Source organism: Planomonospora algeriensis (assembly GCF_977012225.1).
In genome coordinates this window covers 16077-32170 of the sequence record NZ_CDRNDK010000026.1, presented here as the reverse complement: position 1 = coordinate 32170, position 16094 = coordinate 16077, and the positions used below count along the sequence as shown (strand labels likewise).

Genomic DNA, 16094 nt, shown 5'->3' with positions numbered 1-16094 from the left:
CCAGCGCCGCCTGCTCGGCGGACCGGCCGGCCAGCGCCGGCGCCGGCCCGGACGCGTCGCGCGGGGCGGGCGGGACGACCTCCGGCGCCAGCCGGGACAGCGCGGTGAGCAGTTCGTCGGCGGAGGCGAACCGGTCGTCCGGGTCCTTGGCCAGCAACCGCCCGATCACCTCGGCGAACCCGCTCGACAACTCCGGGCGCAGCGAGCGCGGATCCGGAGCCGGCAGGTTGGCGTGCATCGCGATCAGCTCGCCGACGTTGTCGCTGACGAATGGGAGCACACCGGTGGCGGCCTGGAACAGCACGACGCCGAAGGCGTACAGGTCCGCCCGCCGGTCCACGGGGCGGTTGAGCATCCCGGTCTGCTCCGGCGCGCTGTAGCGGAACGTGCCCACCGCGGCCTCCCCCGTCGACGCCCGGTCACCCGACGCGGCGAGACCGAAGTCGATCAGCCGGGCCCGGCCCTCACCGGTGATGACGATGTTGTCCGGTTTGATGTCACGGTGCACCAGCCCGGCGCGGTGGGCGGCCGCCAGCGCCGCCGCGCCGTCCGCGGCGAGCGCCACCACCCGGTGCTCCGGGAGCGGGGCGTCCTCCAGCGACGCGGTGAGCGGCCGCCCCTCCAGCAGCTCCTGGACCAGGTACGGGTGTCCGTCCGCGCTCCCGGCGTCGAACACCTTCGGAACCCCGGGATGATCGACTCGGGCCAGCAGCGCCGCCTCCCGGATGAACGCCGCGGCCATCCGCTCCCGGTCCGACGTGGGGCGCTGCAGCACCTTCAAGGCGTAGTCCACGCCGTCACGGCGGATCCGGTACACCGTCGTGTGCGCGCCGCGGCCGAGCTCGGCGACCGGTTCCACGTCCGTCCCGAGCCGGCGCAGGAAGGCGGGCCCGCTCCGGACCGCCGTCGTCGGCGCAGTGGTCCCGACGGCGGTCCCGGCGGTGGTCCCGTTCGACACGCTCGGCAGCCAGCTCATGACCGCCTTATCGGCGGGCGCCTCGCCCCATGAAGGGAAATCACTGCCGGTGAGGACATGGTCACCGCCGGCTTCGGGACCTGATCGTCCAGGAGGCCGCCGGGACGCGCCGGTGCGAGGCGGGCCCGGCCGGCTCAGCCGTAGATCCCGCTGCCGCAGGCGATCTGGCCGCCGATCATGGCGAAGACGCCGAACAGGGACATGATCTGCCCGAAGTCGTCGGTGGTGAACTCCGTCTCCCGCGGCCCCGTCGCCCGTACCCCCGGGACGGTCGCGCAGCCCGCCGCGATCGCGGTGGAGTTCCACTCCACGCCCAGCGTGTAGGGCGGCTCGACCGCGTACGGGCGGAAGTCGCCCAGCCGGCCGAGCGCGCGGGCCGCCGCCTCCCGGATGCGGGCCTGGGCGACGACCGGCGGCAGGAGCTCGGCGGAGAACCGGTCGACGCCCTTCTTCACCGCGACCGTCTCGACGTCGCCGAGCAGTTCGCGCGCCTCCTCGCAGACGGCCTCGTCCCCGGTCACCAGCGCCACCGGTACGCCGAGCGACCCGGCGAACGCCGCCACCAGGCGCGTCTCCCCGCAGATCTCCCCGTTGAGGTGGACGTTCTGGATCTCCTTGCCCATCCAGGTGTGGTTGAGCACGCCGTGCCGTACCCCGGCCCGCGCGTGGTAGCCCGCGAAGCAGGCCGCCGCGTAGGTCTCGTCGAGTCCCTGGCCCATCCGCAGCGGCTTGCCGGGCCCCCGGACGAGCGTGGCCCGCGGGTCGAGCAGGTCGATCCTGAGGTTCTTGGTCGACCCGTGCGCGTCGTTGACGCGTACGGCCCGCGCCCCGGCCTCGAAGGCCCCCTGCACCACCGCGTTGGCGTCGCCGGTCATCAGCTCGCAGCCGCGCTCGTAACCGCGTCCCCCGGCCTGCATCTCCTCCGGGTCGGTCAACCCGGTGACGCCCTCCATGTCCACCGACACGTACACCTTCACGACGGCCCCTCATCCTCCTCGCGTCTCCCGGCCCGGCCCGCCCATCCTCGCTCACGCCCCCGCACGCCCCCGGTCCCGGCCGACGCGGAGGAGACGGACCGCGGCTCCGGCGTGGCCGTCCGGTCCCGGAGGCGTCCGGTCTCGGCGAGGTCGGCGGGGATCAGCGCCCGGTGAACTTCGCCTGGGTCTTCTCGGCGAACGCCCGCATGCCGATCCGGGCGTCGTCGGTGGCGAACAGCCCGGAGAAGGCCAGCCGCTCGATCTCCAGGCCCGTGTCGAGGTCCGCCTCCAGCCCGTGGTCGATCGCGCGCTTGGCGGCGCGCAGGGCCGCCGCCGGGCCGCCGGCGAACCGGGCGGCGTAGGCGAGGGCCTCGGCGTGCACGTCGGCGTCGGGGACGACCCGGTCGACCAGCCCGATCTCCAGTGCTTCGGCCGCGGTCACGTGGCGGCCGGTGAAGATGAGGTCCTTGGCCTTCGCCGGGCCGACCAGCCGGGGCAGCCGCTGGGTGCCGCCCGCGCCCGGGATGATGCCCAGCAGGATCTCCGGCTGGCCGAGCCTGGCGGACTCGCCCGCGATGCGGATGTCCGCGCACAGGGCGAGTTCGCAGCCGCCGCCGAGCGCGTAACCGGTGATCGCCGCGATGACGGGCTTGCCGATCTCCGCCACCGCGGTGAAGCAGTCCTGGAGCACGGCGGAGTGCGCCGACATCTCCGCGTACGGCATGTCCGCCATCTCCTTGACGTCGGCGCCCGCCGCGAAGACCCGCTCGCCGCCGTAGAGGACCACCGCGTACACGCCGGGGTCGGCGTCCACCTGCCGGGCGCAGTCCGCGATCTCCCGCTGGACCTGCCCGTTGAGCGCGTTCATCTTCGGCCGGTCGAGCCTGATCGTCGCGACCCCGTCGGCGGACTCGACCCGTACGAACTCACCCATCGCTGTGCCTCCACTGGAAACGCCGTCGTCCCACCATGTCGTCCCACCATAGAGCGGGGCCCGCCCGCCCCGGATCCGGCGGGCGCCGTACGGCGGAGCGAGGAAGGACCGGCCGGCGGGCGCCGTACGGCGGAGCAGTGGGAGAGACCGGTCCCGCGGTGCCGTACGGCGGGACGCGGCGGCGGCGTCAGCGGACGGGTAACACCGCCTCGCCCGTCCCGCCGGCGACATCCGGGAGACCGTCGGGGCCGGCCACCGCCGCCCGGTAGACCCTCTCGTAGCCCTCGGCCATCACCGCGACGTCGAAGCGGCGCCTGACCCGGTCCCGGCAGGCCCGCGGATCGATTCCGCCGGCCGCCTCGACCGCCTCGGCGAGTTCCTCCGGCCGGTTCCGGACGAACCCGGTGAGACCGTCGGCGACCACCTCCGGCACGGCCCCCCGGCGGAGTGCGACCACCGGGGTGCCGCAGGCCATGGCCTCGATCATCACCATTCCGAACGGCTCCTCCCAGAGGATCGGGAAGAGCAGGCAGCGGGCGCCCGCCAGCAGCTCGCGCTTGCGCACGGCATCGGCCTCGCCGACGTAAACCGCGTCGGGCCCCAGGCGGGGGGCGACCTCCCGGTCGAAGTACTCCTGCTCCCCCGGCTCGGTGACCCGCCCGGCGAGCAGGATCCGCCGCCCTGCCGCGCGGGCCGCGTCGACGGCCAGGTGCGCCCCCTTGTCCTCGTTGAACCGGCCCAGCCACAGCACCCAGTCCTCCTTCCGCTCGCGGAAGGGGAACGAGCCGGTCTCGACGGCGTTGTGGACCACTCCCGCCCAGTTCAGGTCGGGGGCGAGCCGTCGCTGGGCGGCGGAGATGCCGACCATGGAGACCTCGCGGCCGAGTGCCCGGTAGTACTCGCCGAACTCCCCGTCCACTTCGTGGTGGCAGGTGACCACGGTCGGGGCGGTGCGCGCGGCGGCGGTCAGCGGCCCGGCCAGCGAGTGGTCGTGGACGACGTCGGCGTCGATCCCGCAGAGCAGGTCGTGCGCCCGCGCCGCGTGCAGCACCTCGGGCAGCGCCTGGCCGATCCGCCCGGAGGGGGGCGAGGCGTAGGTGCGCAGGAAGCGCGCGGACGTCCCCGGCCTGCCCGCCGCGACCAGCGTGACCTCGTGCCCGCGCCGGGACAGCCCGGCGATCAGCTCGGCCAGCACCGACTCGATCCCCCCGTAGCCGCGGGGCGGCACCTCGTACCAGGGCGGCGCGACCATCACGATGCGCAGTGCGCCGCGCCGTTCCGAAAGACCCGTTGCGGAAACCATCTCAACCTCGCCTACGGCCGACCGGCCTTCTAAAAGGACATCCGGACCACTGATCGGGGGGAGATCGAAAGGGCGTCCGCCCGGGAGGGTCAGTGGATGTCCTCCAGGACGGCGGTCAGCGGCGGCCTGGGCTCGCCGACCATGGTGACGTGCTCCGGGAGCCCGGTGACCGAGACCTCGCCGCCGTCGACGTCGACCGTGACGCGGGAGCCGGCGAGCTGCAGACCGGCGATCTTCATGCTGGTCAGCCCGACGGGGGACATCCAGACCTTGTTCTGCGGCACGCACGGGTCGAGGCGGAGCAGGCTGCGCATCAGCTGGATGGGCGCCGCCGAGGCCCAGGCCTGCGGGGAGCAGGAGGTGGGGAACGGCACCGGCTCGGGGAACTCGTCCCGGCCGAAGCCGCAGTACAGCTCCGGCAGCCGCCAGTTGAAGGCCCTGGCCGCGTCCAGCAGGCCGAACGCGACCTGCCGGGCCTCCTCCTCGAAGCCGTAGCGCATCAGGCCCGCGGTGACCAGGGCGCTGTCGTGCGGCCAGACCGAGCCGTTGTGGTAGCTCATCGGGTTGTAGGCGCCCATGCTGGAGGCCAGGGTCCGGATGCCGAACCCGGTGAACATCTCCGGCGAGAGCAGGTGCTCGGCGACGGAGGCGGCCCGCTCCTCGTTCACGATGCCGGTCCACAGGCAGTGCCCCATGTTGGAGCCGAGACCGTCGATGGGCCGGCCGGCCCGGTCCAGGCCCATCGCGTAGTAACCGCGGTCCGGCAGCCAGAAGTGCTCGTCGAAGGCGTCCCGCAGCCGCATCGCCCGCTCGATCCACTCCTCCCGGAGCGCCAGGTCGCCGGCCTCCCGGGCGAAGTGCGCCCGCGCGATGTACGCGGCGTAGACGTACCCCTGGACCTCGGCCAGGGCGATCGGCGGGCGGGCCAGCGTGCCGTCGGCGAAGTTGACGCCGTCGACGGAGTCCTTCCAGCCCTGGTTGAGCAGGCCGTGGTCGGTCTTGCGCCGGTAGTACAGGAACGGGTCCGCCGACCTGGTGATCCAGTCGAGGGCGGCGTCGGCGTTCGGCAGCAGTTCCTCGACCGCCTCCTCGTACAGGCCCCACCGGCGCAGCTCGCCCAGGAGCATCACGAACAGCGGGGTGGAGTCCACCGAACCGAAGTAGACGTGCCCGTTGTGCGCGGACACGCCGTCCTGCACGCCGAAGCGGATCTCGTGCAGGATCTTGCCCGGTTCCTCCTCCGAGATCGGGTCCTCCGCCCGGCCCTGCATCCGGGCCAGCCGCCGCAGGGTGCCCAGGGCCAGGGACTGGTCCATCGGGAGCGCCATCCACGAGGCCAGCAGCGAGTCGCGGCCGAACAGCGTCATGAACCACGGCGCGCCCGCGGCGATCGACGGCGGCTCGCCGGGCTTGTCCTCCTCGAAGAGCCGGAGCGAGCCGAGGTCGTCCCTCGACTTGGACAGGACCTGGGCGACGGTCCGGTTGGAGGTGGTGATGACCGGCGCGAGGCGCTCCCAGTCCGCGCGGCGCCGGGCCGGCTCGGCGTGCTCCACCGGGTGGTGGGCGGAGAACCAGGCGTGCGTCTCCTCCCCGTCCACAATCGGGTTGACCTGCAGGGCGACGGTCCACTCGCCGCGCGCGGGCACGACGGCCCGGAAGCTGAGCAGCCCCGTCGCGATGGCCGGCAGGGGGTTCGTCAGGATTCTGGCCCCGCGCCCCCGGCTGGCGGACATGACCAGCAGGCCCGAGATGTCGGACGACATCTCCACGTCGGTCACGTGCAGGATCCGTCCGGCCTTCACCTCGAACAGGTCGGCCAGGTCGGAGCCGACGTTCAGGGTGATCGCGCACCCGGCCGCCTCGTCCGACATGTTGCGCAGGGTCAGGTCCTCGCGGAGCCCTCCGCCGACGTAGCGGTCCCTGATCACCAGCATGGTGCTCTCCGCCTGACCCGGCCGCGGGCCCGTCCTGCCGAGGAAGATCGCGTGGTACGGCTCGGGGTTGATCGTCCGGAGCGACTCGATCGGCGCCTCGTCCACCCTCAGCTCCAGGCGCGACACCAGGCGGGTGTCGGCGTGGTACAGCCCCTGGGCGCCGCCCGGGGTGATGTCGCCGTTGCAGGTGGACACGCAGAAGGAGCCGCCCTCGACCAGGGTCACCGTGGTGCCGCCCAGCGCTCCCGGCTGGCCCTCGAACGTCCATGCGTTCACTGTTGTCTCCGCGATGTGGAAGGTTCCCGGCTCCTGAGCCATTCCCCCTTCATCCCGAAAGGAACAACGAAAGCGCACTTCACGGCGTTACGACCGGTACGGCACGGCCCTTCAGGCGTCTCAGTCGTCCCCGGCCCCCTCCGCCCCGGACCCGTCTGCCCCGGCCCTCTCCGCCTTGGCCCTCTCCGCCCCGGCCGCCGGGAGGTCGCTCCGGGGGTGGCTCCCCGCCCGGGCCGTCGGGCGGTAGCCCCGGACGTAGTCGACGGTGAACCGCTTGGGGTACGGGTGCTCCGGCGCCGGCGGGGTGTCCCGCTCCGGCGCCTCCGGGAACTCGTAGATGTTCAGCATGAGCTGCATCGGGTAGCGCGGCGACTGGCGGACGGTCCTGACGTGGCGGCCGTCGACGAGGAAGGAGACCCGGTCGGGGGTCCACTCGGCGGCGTAGACGTGGAACTCCCGCGCGTCGATGGGAATGGTCTCCACCGTGAAGTCGTCGGTGATCTCCGGATCGCCGAAGGGATGCAGGCCCATCCCGACCTTCACGGTGTCCGGCCCGACGTCGCGGCCGAAGATCTCACAGACGCAGATCTCCGCCGACCGCTCGGGCGCGTCCTCGTAGCCGATCATCCAGAGCGCCACCATGGAGCGCGGGTCGTCGATCGCCCTGGCCCGCAGCTCGATCAGTCCGTACTGCGGGGTGTAGAGCCGGACGGCGGGCTGCTCCTCGCGGACCGCCATGCCGGAGCCGCGCCCGTGCTGCCCGACGGTGCTCCCGAGCGGCCCGGCGAAGACACCGGTCTGCAGGGAGGAGACGCGCAGCCCCCCTTCCCGCTCGGGGTACCAGGGCGGCTGGTCCTCCTCGATCAGCAGGTCCAGGCGGCCCCCGCCGACCTCGTACCGGGCCGCGGAGGCGGCACGGCCGTTCCACTGCGGCAGGTAGTACGGCACCCAGCGGCCCTCCTCCAGCCGGTCCCCCTCGAAGAGGTCCTCGAACTCCAGCACGTAGCCGGCCTTCGTCACCGGATCGGGCCCGCCCGACCACTCCGCCGCCCCGGCCACGCCGTACCCGCCGTCACCCGTTCCCGCCACCTCGGCCACGCCGTACCCGCCTCCGTCCGCTCCCGCCACAGGACTCCCGCCTTCCCCTCGGCCGGCCGCTCCGTCGACCAGCGCCGGTCCCCTCCGCCACCCCACGACGCCCGCCGCCGCCAGGGCGGGCGAGACGATCATCACATCGGTCCACGGGGAGTCGGTCACCCCGCCCCCGGTCGCCACCAGGACGACGGCCTCCAGCGTGACCGCGGCGGCCAGGACCACCGCGGCGCACACCGCCCGCGCCCGCGCCGGCCGCGCCGCCAGCAGAGGAGCCGCGAGCGCCATCACCGCCGCGACGGGCACGGCGACGACGAACCCCCCGGCCAGCCCGATCAGGGCGCCGATCACCCCCACCTGGACCGAAGCGGGGATCAGCAGGAGGACGCGCTCCGCCCAGTCGCCGACGCCCTCGGCGCTCTCACCACCGGTGATGACGGCCACGACGACGGCGAGCACCGCCGAGACCGCTCCCGCCGCGGCGCCGCCGAGGAGACCCGTCGCGAACGTCCGGCCGACGACCGCCATCCTTTGAACGCGTTCAACAGCCATGCCCCCAGTCTCCACGACGATCGCACGTCCGCCCAGAGGCAGGCGGCCCGGATCCGGGACGCCGCGATCCGCCTCTTCACCTACGACCGCTGACCGACACCTCACGACCGTCCGCTCTCTCTGAGGACCGTCTGCGGTCGCGCCCTCCCGGCGAAGAACTCCACGCCACACCGATTTCATCGGCGGTCCCCACGATCACCGACATCCGAAGTAGTGTGGATGTCATGAGCGCCGCCTATGAAGAAGTGCCGTTCAGCGAGTTGCTGCACCGGCCCGCCGCCACGGCCGATCGGTTGCGCACGGTCCGCGCCCTGCGGTTACGGCGGCGCGGTGCGGGTGATCTCGCGCTGATGCGGATCGATCAGCTCGAACATGACGGGGCAGTGGTCGACTTCACCGCCAGTCTGCTGGCCGGCCTGGTGCGTGTGGGTGATCCGGCCCTCTTGAGGGCGGCACTGCGCGAAGCGCTGCCCTGGGTGTCATTCCTGCCCGACGAAGACACCGAGACGTTCCTTCATGAGTTGGTGGAAGTGGCCCGTGGAGCGGCTTCACTCGACAACCTCGCCCCCATCGCGGTGCTGCTGACCCAGTGGCGCCATACCGCCGAAGTCCACGCTGATCCGGCGCTGCTCGCGCTGGTCACCCGTGAGCCCGAGGGCGACTTCGGGCCGGTACCACCGCCGGAGACCTCTGCATGAGTCCCAAACGCGGCGACCGGGCCGCTCCCCCCGCGGTCGGAGACGAATACGAGATCCGGTTCGCCGGCGGCGACGCCGCGAACGGCTGGGAGCACCTCGCCCGGCACGCACCCGGCAACCTGCGACGCGCGTTCGAAGCGATCCGGGCGAATCCCCGGTCTCAGGCCGAGCCCGAACGGCACCACCGGTTGAAAGGAAGCCTCGGAAAGGCCCTATACAAGGGCGAGCAGGTCGAACGCTGGCAGTACGAGGTCACCGGCGGGGGCCGGATCTGGTATTTGATCGATGACCCGAACCGCACCGTGTGGATCACCTATGCGGGCACCGGGCATCCCAAGGTGACGGACTGATCCCGGGAACCCGGTTTCCCGAGGCGGACCCTCCACGATGTGCCCCGCCGAACCGAGAACAGAAGTCGCGTCCGGGAGCCGTGCACCGGCCGTCCGGGAGGGGTGGTGCCCTCCCGGACGGCCTGGGTGTCTAGCGCAGGGTGCCGTTGGTCATGCCCTCGGGCTCCTGCGGGACGGCGACCAGGCCCAGTTCGGCGGGGGCCGCCATCAGCGGGTGGGACGGGACGACCCGGACGGTGTAGCCGAAGGCCCCGGTGCGCTGCAGCGGGATCGCGCCGTTGAACACGGCCCTGCCGTCGTCGCCCCGGGAGTCGGCGGTCAGCGACGCGTAGTCGGGATCCACCAGCTCGTCGTGGAGCCCCACCCGGCCGTAGGCGACCTGGACCTCGATGTCACCGGGATCCAGCTCGCCCAGGGCGATCGTGGCCCGCAGCTCCAGGGAGGCGCCGACCTCGGGGGTGTCGCCCAGGCCGGACGCCTCGACGTGCTCGACCCGCACGCCGGGCCAGGCCCGGCCGACCCGCAGCTTCCAGGAGGCGAAGTCCTTGGCCTGGTCGTGCCCGCCGGCCGACAGGGCGCGCGCGGCCTGGGCCGCCGGGGTGTAGAGGTCGACGACGTAGTCGCGGAGCATGCGACCGGCCAGGACCTTCGGGCCGAGGGAGGTCAGGGTGTGGCGGACCATCTCCAGCCAGCGGCGGGGCAGCCGTCGACGGGGCGGTCGTAGAACCGGTCGGCCACCTCGTGCTCGATCAGGTCGTACAGCGCGCCGGCCTCCAGCTCGTCGCGGCGGTCGGGGTCGGCGACGCCGTCGGCGGTGGGAATGGCCCAGCCGTTCGTCCCGTCGTACCACTCGTCCCACCAGCCGTCGCGGATCGACAGGTTGAGCCCGCCGTTCAGCGCGGCCTTCATCCCGCTGGTCCCGCAGGCCTCCAGGGGGCGCAGCGGGTTGTTCATCCACACGTCGCAGCCCTGGACCAGGAGCTGGCCGAGGGCCATGTCGTAGTCGGGCAGGAAGACGATGCGGTGGCGGACGTCCTCGGAGTCGGCGAACTTCACGATCTGCTGGATGAGCTTCTTGCCGCCCTCGTCGGCCGGGTGCGCCTTGCCCGCGATCACGATCTGGATCGGCCGCTCGGGGTGGAGCAGCAGCTCGCGCAGGCGCGCCGGGTCGGAGAGCATCAGCGTGAGCCTCTTGTAGGAGGGCACGCGGCGGGCGAAGCCGATCGTCAGCACCTCGGGGTCGAGGGCCTCGTCGATCCAGCCGAGCTCGGCCGGCGAGGCGCCGCGGTCGAGCCAGGAGCGGCGGAGCCGGACACGGGCCGCCTCGACCAGGCGCTCGCGCATCCGCCCCCGGATGCTCCAGACGTCCTCGTCGGAGATCTTGTTCACGCCCTCCCAGCCCTGGGCGCGGTCCACCAGCGAGGGCAGCTCCCGCCCGGCCAGCTCCATGATCTCCCGGCCGACCCAGGTCGGCGCGTGCACGCCGTTGGTGATCGACCCGATCGGCACCTCCTCGATGTCGAAGCCCGGCCAGAGCCCCTGGAACATCTCCCGGCTGACCTCGCCGTGCAGCTGCGAGACGCCGTTGACCCGCTGGGCCAGGCGCATGCCCATCGCCGCCATGTTGAACTTGCCGGGCTCCTCCTCGGCGCCGAGCGCGAGGATGCGGTCCACCGGGACGGTGGGCCAGGCGTTGTCGCCGCCGAACTGCCGGCCGATCAGGTCGGTCGGGAAGCGGTCGATGCCCGCGGGCACCGGGGTGTGCGTGGTGAAGACGGTCCCGGCCCGGACCGCCTCCAGGGCCTCGTCGAAGGAGAGCCGGGCCTCGGTGAGCTCGCGGATGCGCTCCAGGCCGAGGAAGCCGGCGTGGCCCTCGTTGGTGTGGAAGACCTCCGGCTCGGGGTGCCCGCCGATCCGGCAGTAGGCGCGGATGGCGCGGACCCCGCCGATGCCGAGCAGCAGCTCCTGCTTCAGCCGGTGGTCGGTGCCTCCGCCGTACAGGCGGTCGGTCACGTCGCGCTCGGCGTTGTCGTTCTCGGCCACGTCGGAGTCGAGCAGCAGCAGCGGGACCCGGCCCACCTGGGCCACCCAGACCTGGGAGTGGAGCATGCGGTGCTCGGGCAGGCCGATCCTGATCCGGACGGGGGAGCCGTCGGCCTCCTTCAGGAGGGTCAGCGGCAGCCCGCCCGGGTCGAGCGACGGGTAGTGCTCCAGCTGCCAGCCCTCGGGCGAGAGGGACTGGGTGAAGTAGCCGTGCCGGTACAGCAGGCCGACCGCGAGGATCGGCACCCCGAGGTCGCTGGCCGCCTTGAGGTGGTCGCCGGCCAGGATGCCCAGACCGCCGGAGTACTGCGGCAGGGCGGCGGCGATGCCGTACTCGGGGGAGAAGTAGGCGACGGCCCGGGCGGCGTCCGGCAGCGACTGGTACCACCGCGGGGCGGTCATGTACTCGCGGAGGTCGTCGGCCGCGTCGGCGAGCCGCCGCAGGAAGCGGCGGTCGGCGGCCAGCTCGCGCAGGCGCTCGGGCTCGACTGCTCCCAGCAGCGCCACGGGGTCGTGGCCCACCCGTTCCCAGGTGTCCGGATCCACCTCGGCGAACAGGTCGAGTGTCTCGGGATGCCAGGACCAGCGGAGGTTGTGCACGAGCTCGCCGAGGGCGGCCAGCTCCGGAGGCAGGACGGTGCGGACGGTGAACCTGCGGATAGCTCTCACGCTGTCAGACCCTAGTTACTCAACGCCACAGGGGCGACCAAATTGCTCACGCGTCTCCCCCTCACCGCAATCACCCGGCCCCAAACGCGTCCCGGTCGGTTGATGGCCCGGCGGCGGGGAGAACGATGGCCCGGCGACCAGGGGGATGATGGCTCGGCGACGGGAAGGAGAAATCCTCATGAAGGAACCTCTCCGGATCTTCGCTCCGCCAGGTATGAAGAGCCACTATCGGGGCAACCCACATATGAGCCATCGGCACCTGCCTCCGGGATCCGGCCGTCCACGCGGGAGGCGGTGCCTCGTCCTGCCCCGCGGCCGGTCAGGGGATGCTTGAGAAGCGAAGGGTCTTTCTTGGCCGGACCATCCCGGCGGCACCGGGCGTGCCGCCGCTACCGTGAGACGCGATGATCGGACGAATCCCTATTCAGGACATCCACCCCGTGGTCGACTGCGGGCGCTATCCCGCCAAGGCCGCCGCGGGTGAGACCTTCGAGATCTCCGCCGTCGTGTTCCGGGAGGGACACGACGCGGTCGCCGCCGGAGTCGTGCTGACCGGCCCGGACGGCACACGCGGACCGCTGCTGCGCATGCGCGAGCTGGCTCCGGGGACCGACCGCTGGGGCGTGGACGTGACGCTGCCCGCCGAGGGCACGTGGTACTTCCGCGTCGAGGCGTGGAGCGACCCCATCGCCACCTGGCTGCACGACGCGGGCATCAAGATCCCCCGCGACATGGACGCCGACCTGATGTGCGAGGAGGGCGCCCGGCTCTTCGAACGCGCGGCCCGGGCCGTACGGCCCGCGGACTGCTCGGGGAGGGGCCTGCCGCCCGAGGACGCCGAAGGCGACGCGGCCGATGGCGCCGAGAGCGGCGCCGCCGGGAACGGCACGGCGCACGGCAACGGCAACGGCAACGGCAGGAACGGTCACGGAGCCTGCGGGCACCGGGCGGCGCTGTCGGCGATCGCCGCCGCGCTGCGTGACGAGAGCCGTGATCCCCGGGCCCGGTTCGCGGCGGTGCGGCTCCCGGAGACGGCCGCGATACTGCGCGCGCACCCGCTGCGGGACCTGGTGACGCGGTCGGCCAGGCACACGGTCCTGGTCCACCGGCGCAGGGCGCTGTTCGGCTCCTGGTACGAGTTCTTCCCGCGCTCCGAGGGCGCGATCGTCGAGCCGGGGTCCGCGCCCAAGTCGGGCACCTTCCAGACCGCGGCCGAGCGGCTGCCCGCGGTCGCGCAGATGGGCTTCGACGTCGTCTACCTGCCGCCGATCCACCCGATCGGGCACGCCTTCCGCAAGGGGCGCAACAACACGCTCACCCCCGAGGAGCACGACCCCGGCTCGCCGTGGGCGATCGGCTCCGAGGCGGGCGGGCACGACGCGATCCATCCCGACCTGGGCACCTTCGACGACTTCGACGCGTTCGTCGCCAAGGCCCGGCGGCTCGGCATGGAGATCGCCCTCGACCTGGCGCTGCAGTGCTCGCCCGACCACCCCTGGGTCAAGGAGCACCCGGAGTGGTTCAACGTGCGCGCCGACGGCTCGATCGCCTACGCCGAGAACCCGCCGAAGAAGTACCAGGACATCTACCCGGTCAACTTCGACAAGGACCCCGAGGGGATCTACGAAGAGGTCAAGCGGGTGGTGCGGCTCTGGATGGACCACGGCGTGCGGATCTTCCGGGTGGACAACCCGCACACCAAGCCGGTGGCCTTCTGGGAGCGGCTGCTGGCCGACATCCACACCACCGACCCCGACGTGCTGTTCCTGGCCGAGGCGTTCACCCGCCCGCCGATGATGCGCGCCCTGGCCAAGGTCGGCTACCACCAGTCGTACACGTACTTCACCTGGCGCAACTCCCGCCAGGAGATCGAGGAGTACCTGAACGAACTGGCCTACGAGACGTCGCATTTCATGCGGCCGAACCTCTTCGTCAACACCCCGGACATCCTCCATGAGTATCTCCAGCACGGCGGGATCCCGGCGTTCAAGATCAGGGCGGTCATCGCGGCCCTGGGCGCGCCGACCTGGGGGGTGTACGCCGGGTACGAGCTCGGGGAGAACGTCCCGGTCCGACCGGGCAGCGAAGAATACCTAGATAGCGAGAAATATCAGTACAGACCTCGCGACTGGGTGAAAGCGGAACAAGAAGGCCGGAGCCTGGCGCCTTTCATCACGCGTCTGAATTTGTTGCGAAGAGCGCACCCCGCCCTTCAGGAATTGCGTAATCTACGGTTCCACAGCGTCGACCACCCGGACCTGATCTGCTTGTCCAAGCGGCTCCCGGGGGCCCGCGACACGGCCACACGACGGCACGGCGCGGGTGACGTCGTCCTGGCCGTCGTCAACCTCGATCCCCACCACACCCATGAGGCGACGGTGTCCCTGGACATGCCCGCCCTCGGTCTCGACTGGCAGGACGAGTTCGTCGTCGACGACGAGTTGTCCGGCGAGTCGTACCGCTGGCGGCAGTCGAACTACGTGCGCCTTGATCCCCACATCCAACCAGCGCACGTCTTCACCCTGCGCGCGGCGGCGCCCCAGAGGTAGCCGCCGGTGCGCGATCCGGCATAACTGCGGGGAGCCATGAGCCATCTGTCCGAACCCATTCCGAACACCTTCGACGAGGAAGAGCCGCGCGACCCCTACTGGTTCAAGCGCGCGGTCTTCTACGAGGTGCTGATCCGGGGATTCGCCGACTCCAACGGGGACGGCACCGGAGACATCCGCGGTCTCATCCAGAAGCTGGACTACCTCCAGTGGCTGGGCGTCGACTGCCTGTGGCTGCTGCCCCTGTACGAGTCGCCGCTCCGCGACGGCGGCTACGACATCGCCGACTTCATGAAGATCCTCCCCGACTTCGGCGACCTCGGGGACTTCGTGAAGCTGGTGGACGAGGCGCACAAGCGCGGCATGCGCGTCATCGCCGACCTGGTGATGAACCACACCAGCGACGCCCACCCCTGGTTCCAGGCCTCCCGGCACGACCCCGAGGGCCCGTTCGGCGACTTCTACGTCTGGTCCGACACCGACGAGCTCTACAAGGACGCCCGGATCATCTTCGTCGACACCGAGTCGTCCAACTGGACCTACGACCCGGTGCGGCAGCAGTACTACTGGCACCGCTTCTTCTCCCACCAGCCGGACCTCAACTACGAGAACCCGGACGTGCAGGACGCGATGCTGGAGGTGCTGCGCTTCTGGCTGGACCTGGGCATCGACGGGTTCCGGATGGACGCCATCCCCTACCTGTTCGAGGCCGACGGGACCAACTGCGAGAACCTCCCCCGGACCCACGAGTACCTCAAGCGGGTCCGGGCGGAGGTCGACCGGCTCTACCCCGACCGGGTGCTGCTGGCCGAGGCCAACCAGTGGCCGGCCGACGTGGTCGAGTACTTCGGCGACCCGGCCACCGGCGGCGACGAGTGCCACATGGCCTTCCACTTCCCGCTGATGCCGCGCATCTTCATGGCCGTGCGACGGGAGTCCCGCTACCCGATCTCGGAGATCCTGGCCCAGACGCCGAAGATCCCCGAGAACTGCCAGTGGGGCATCTTCCTGCGCAACCACGACGAGCTCACGCTCGAGATGGTGACCGACGACGAGCGCGACTACATGTACTCGGAGTACGCCAAGGACCCGCGCATGCGCGCCAACGTCGGCATCCGGCGGCGGCTGGCGCCGCTGCTGGAGAACGACCGCAACCAGATCGAGCTCTTCACCGCGCTGCTGCTCTCCCTGCCCGGCTCCCCCGTGCTCTACTACGGCGACGAGATCGGCATGGGCGACAACATCTGGCTGGGCGACCGCGACGGCGTCCGGACCCCGATGCAGTGGAGCCCCGACCGCAACGCCGGGTTCTCCGACTGCGACCCGGGTCGGCTGTACCTGCCGGTGATCATGGACCCGATCTACGGCTACCAGGCGATCAACGTCGAGGCCCAGCAGAAGAGCAGCGGCTCGCTGCTGCACTGGACCAAGCGCATGATCGAGATCCGCAAGCGCCACCCGGTCTTCGGCCTGGGCGCGTTCACCGAGCTGAACGCCTCCAACCCCAGCGTCCTGGCCTATGTGCGCGAGCTGGGCGACGACCGGATGCTCTGCGTCAACAACCTCTCCCGGTTCCCGCAGCCGGTCGAGCTGGACCTGCGCCGGTTCGAGGGCTCGGTCCCCGTGGAGACCATGGGCGGCGTCCCGTTCCCACCGATCGGTGAACTTCCGTATCTTCTGACGCTTCCTGGGCATGGTTTCTACTGGTTCACCCTGCCACCCGCGACCCAGGAGGCGTAGA

General features: G+C 71.7%; 10 protein-coding genes and 1 pseudogene. 4 read left to right on the top strand and 7 right to left on the bottom strand.

Annotated features, from left to right (window positions below; genetic code table 11):
* The 6 genes from ACWJ6R_RS05245 to ACWJ6R_RS05220 all read right to left on the bottom strand — a co-directional run.
* The coding region (locus ACWJ6R_RS05245; RefSeq protein ID WP_449061102.1) for a serine/threonine-protein kinase at positions 1-976 on the bottom strand (976 nt) is incomplete at its 3' end.
* A 134-nt stretch (positions 977-1110) separates the two neighbouring features.
* The gene (locus ACWJ6R_RS05240; RefSeq protein WP_449061101.1) at positions 1111-1953 is read right to left on the bottom strand and encodes a M55 family metallopeptidase; all 843 of its coding nucleotides are present in this window, start codon (positions 1951-1953) and stop codon (positions 1111-1113) included.
* Between the two features lie 160 nt (positions 1954-2113).
* Positions 2114-2887 (bottom strand): enoyl-CoA hydratase/isomerase family protein, encoded by a 774-nt coding sequence (locus ACWJ6R_RS05235; protein ID WP_449061100.1) that lies wholly within the window; start codon positions 2885-2887, stop codon positions 2114-2116.
* A 187-nt stretch (positions 2888-3074) separates the two neighbouring features.
* A complete protein-coding gene (locus ACWJ6R_RS05230) occupies positions 3075-4190 on the bottom strand; it encodes a glycosyltransferase family 4 protein (protein WP_449061099.1) in 1116 nt (371 codons plus the stop codon).
* Positions 4191-4279: 89 nt separating this feature from the next.
* The gene (locus ACWJ6R_RS05225) at positions 4280-6400 is read right to left on the bottom strand and encodes an amylo-alpha-1,6-glucosidase (protein ID WP_449061098.1); all 2121 of its coding nucleotides are present in this window, start codon (positions 6398-6400) and stop codon (positions 4280-4282) included.
* A gap of 120 nt (positions 6401-6520) precedes the next feature.
* Positions 6521-8044: a glycoside hydrolase family 16 protein gene (locus tag ACWJ6R_RS05220; protein ID WP_449061097.1), complete on the bottom strand. Its 1524-nt coding sequence runs from the start codon at positions 8042-8044 to the stop codon at positions 6521-6523.
* A gap of 224 nt (positions 8045-8268) precedes the next feature.
* Between ACWJ6R_RS05220 and ACWJ6R_RS05215 the strand changes: the two genes are divergently transcribed.
* Positions 8269-8742, top strand: a complete 474-nt coding sequence (locus ACWJ6R_RS05215; RefSeq protein WP_449061096.1) for a hypothetical protein — start codon at positions 8269-8271, stop codon at positions 8740-8742.
* Entirely contained in the window at positions 8739-9092 is a 354-nt protein-coding gene (locus tag ACWJ6R_RS05210) for a hypothetical protein (protein ID WP_449061095.1), read from the top strand. The genes ACWJ6R_RS05215 and ACWJ6R_RS05210 overlap by 4 nt, the downstream gene beginning before the upstream one ends.
* A gap of 130 nt (positions 9093-9222) precedes the next feature.
* Here the strand turns inward: ACWJ6R_RS05210 and glgP are convergent.
* A pseudogene (glgP, locus tag ACWJ6R_RS05205) lies at positions 9223-11804 on the bottom strand (alpha-glucan family phosphorylase).
* A 404-nt stretch (positions 11805-12208) separates the two neighbouring features.
* Between glgP and ACWJ6R_RS05200 the strand changes: the two are divergent.
* Complete coding sequence (locus ACWJ6R_RS05200; RefSeq protein ID WP_449061094.1) at positions 12209-14353, top strand: alpha-1,4-glucan--maltose-1-phosphate maltosyltransferase; 2145 nt, start codon at positions 12209-12211, stop codon at positions 14351-14353.
* 36 nt (positions 14354-14389) lie between these two features.
* Positions 14390-16093: a maltose alpha-D-glucosyltransferase gene (gene treS, locus ACWJ6R_RS05195; RefSeq protein ID WP_068897680.1), complete on the top strand. Its 1704-nt coding sequence runs from the start codon at positions 14390-14392 to the stop codon at positions 16091-16093.
* Position 16094 lies beyond the last annotated feature (1 nt).

Excerpts from the sequence above, each read along its gene's own strand:
- ACWJ6R_RS05230 (WP_449061099.1), bottom strand. The coding sequence starts at position 4,190 with ATGGTTTCCGCAACGGGTCTTTCGGAACGGCGCGGCGCACTGCGCATC.
- ACWJ6R_RS05235 (WP_449061100.1), bottom strand. The coding sequence starts at position 2,887 with ATGGGTGAGTTCGTACGGGTCGAGTCCGCCGACGGGGTCGCGACGATC.
- ACWJ6R_RS05220 (WP_449061097.1), bottom strand. The coding sequence starts at position 8,044 with ATGGCTGTTGAACGCGTTCAAAGGATGGCGGTCGTCGGCCGGACGTTC.
- treS (WP_068897680.1), top strand. The coding sequence starts at position 14,390 with ATGAGCCATCTGTCCGAACCCATTCCGAACACCTTCGACGAGGAAGAG.
- ACWJ6R_RS05210 (WP_449061095.1), top strand. The coding sequence starts at position 8,739 with ATGAGTCCCAAACGCGGCGACCGGGCCGCTCCCCCCGCGGTCGGAGAC.
- ACWJ6R_RS05200 (WP_449061094.1), top strand. The coding sequence starts at position 12,209 with ATGATCGGACGAATCCCTATTCAGGACATCCACCCCGTGGTCGACTGC.
- ACWJ6R_RS05215 (WP_449061096.1), top strand. The coding sequence starts at position 8,269 with ATGAGCGCCGCCTATGAAGAAGTGCCGTTCAGCGAGTTGCTGCACCGG.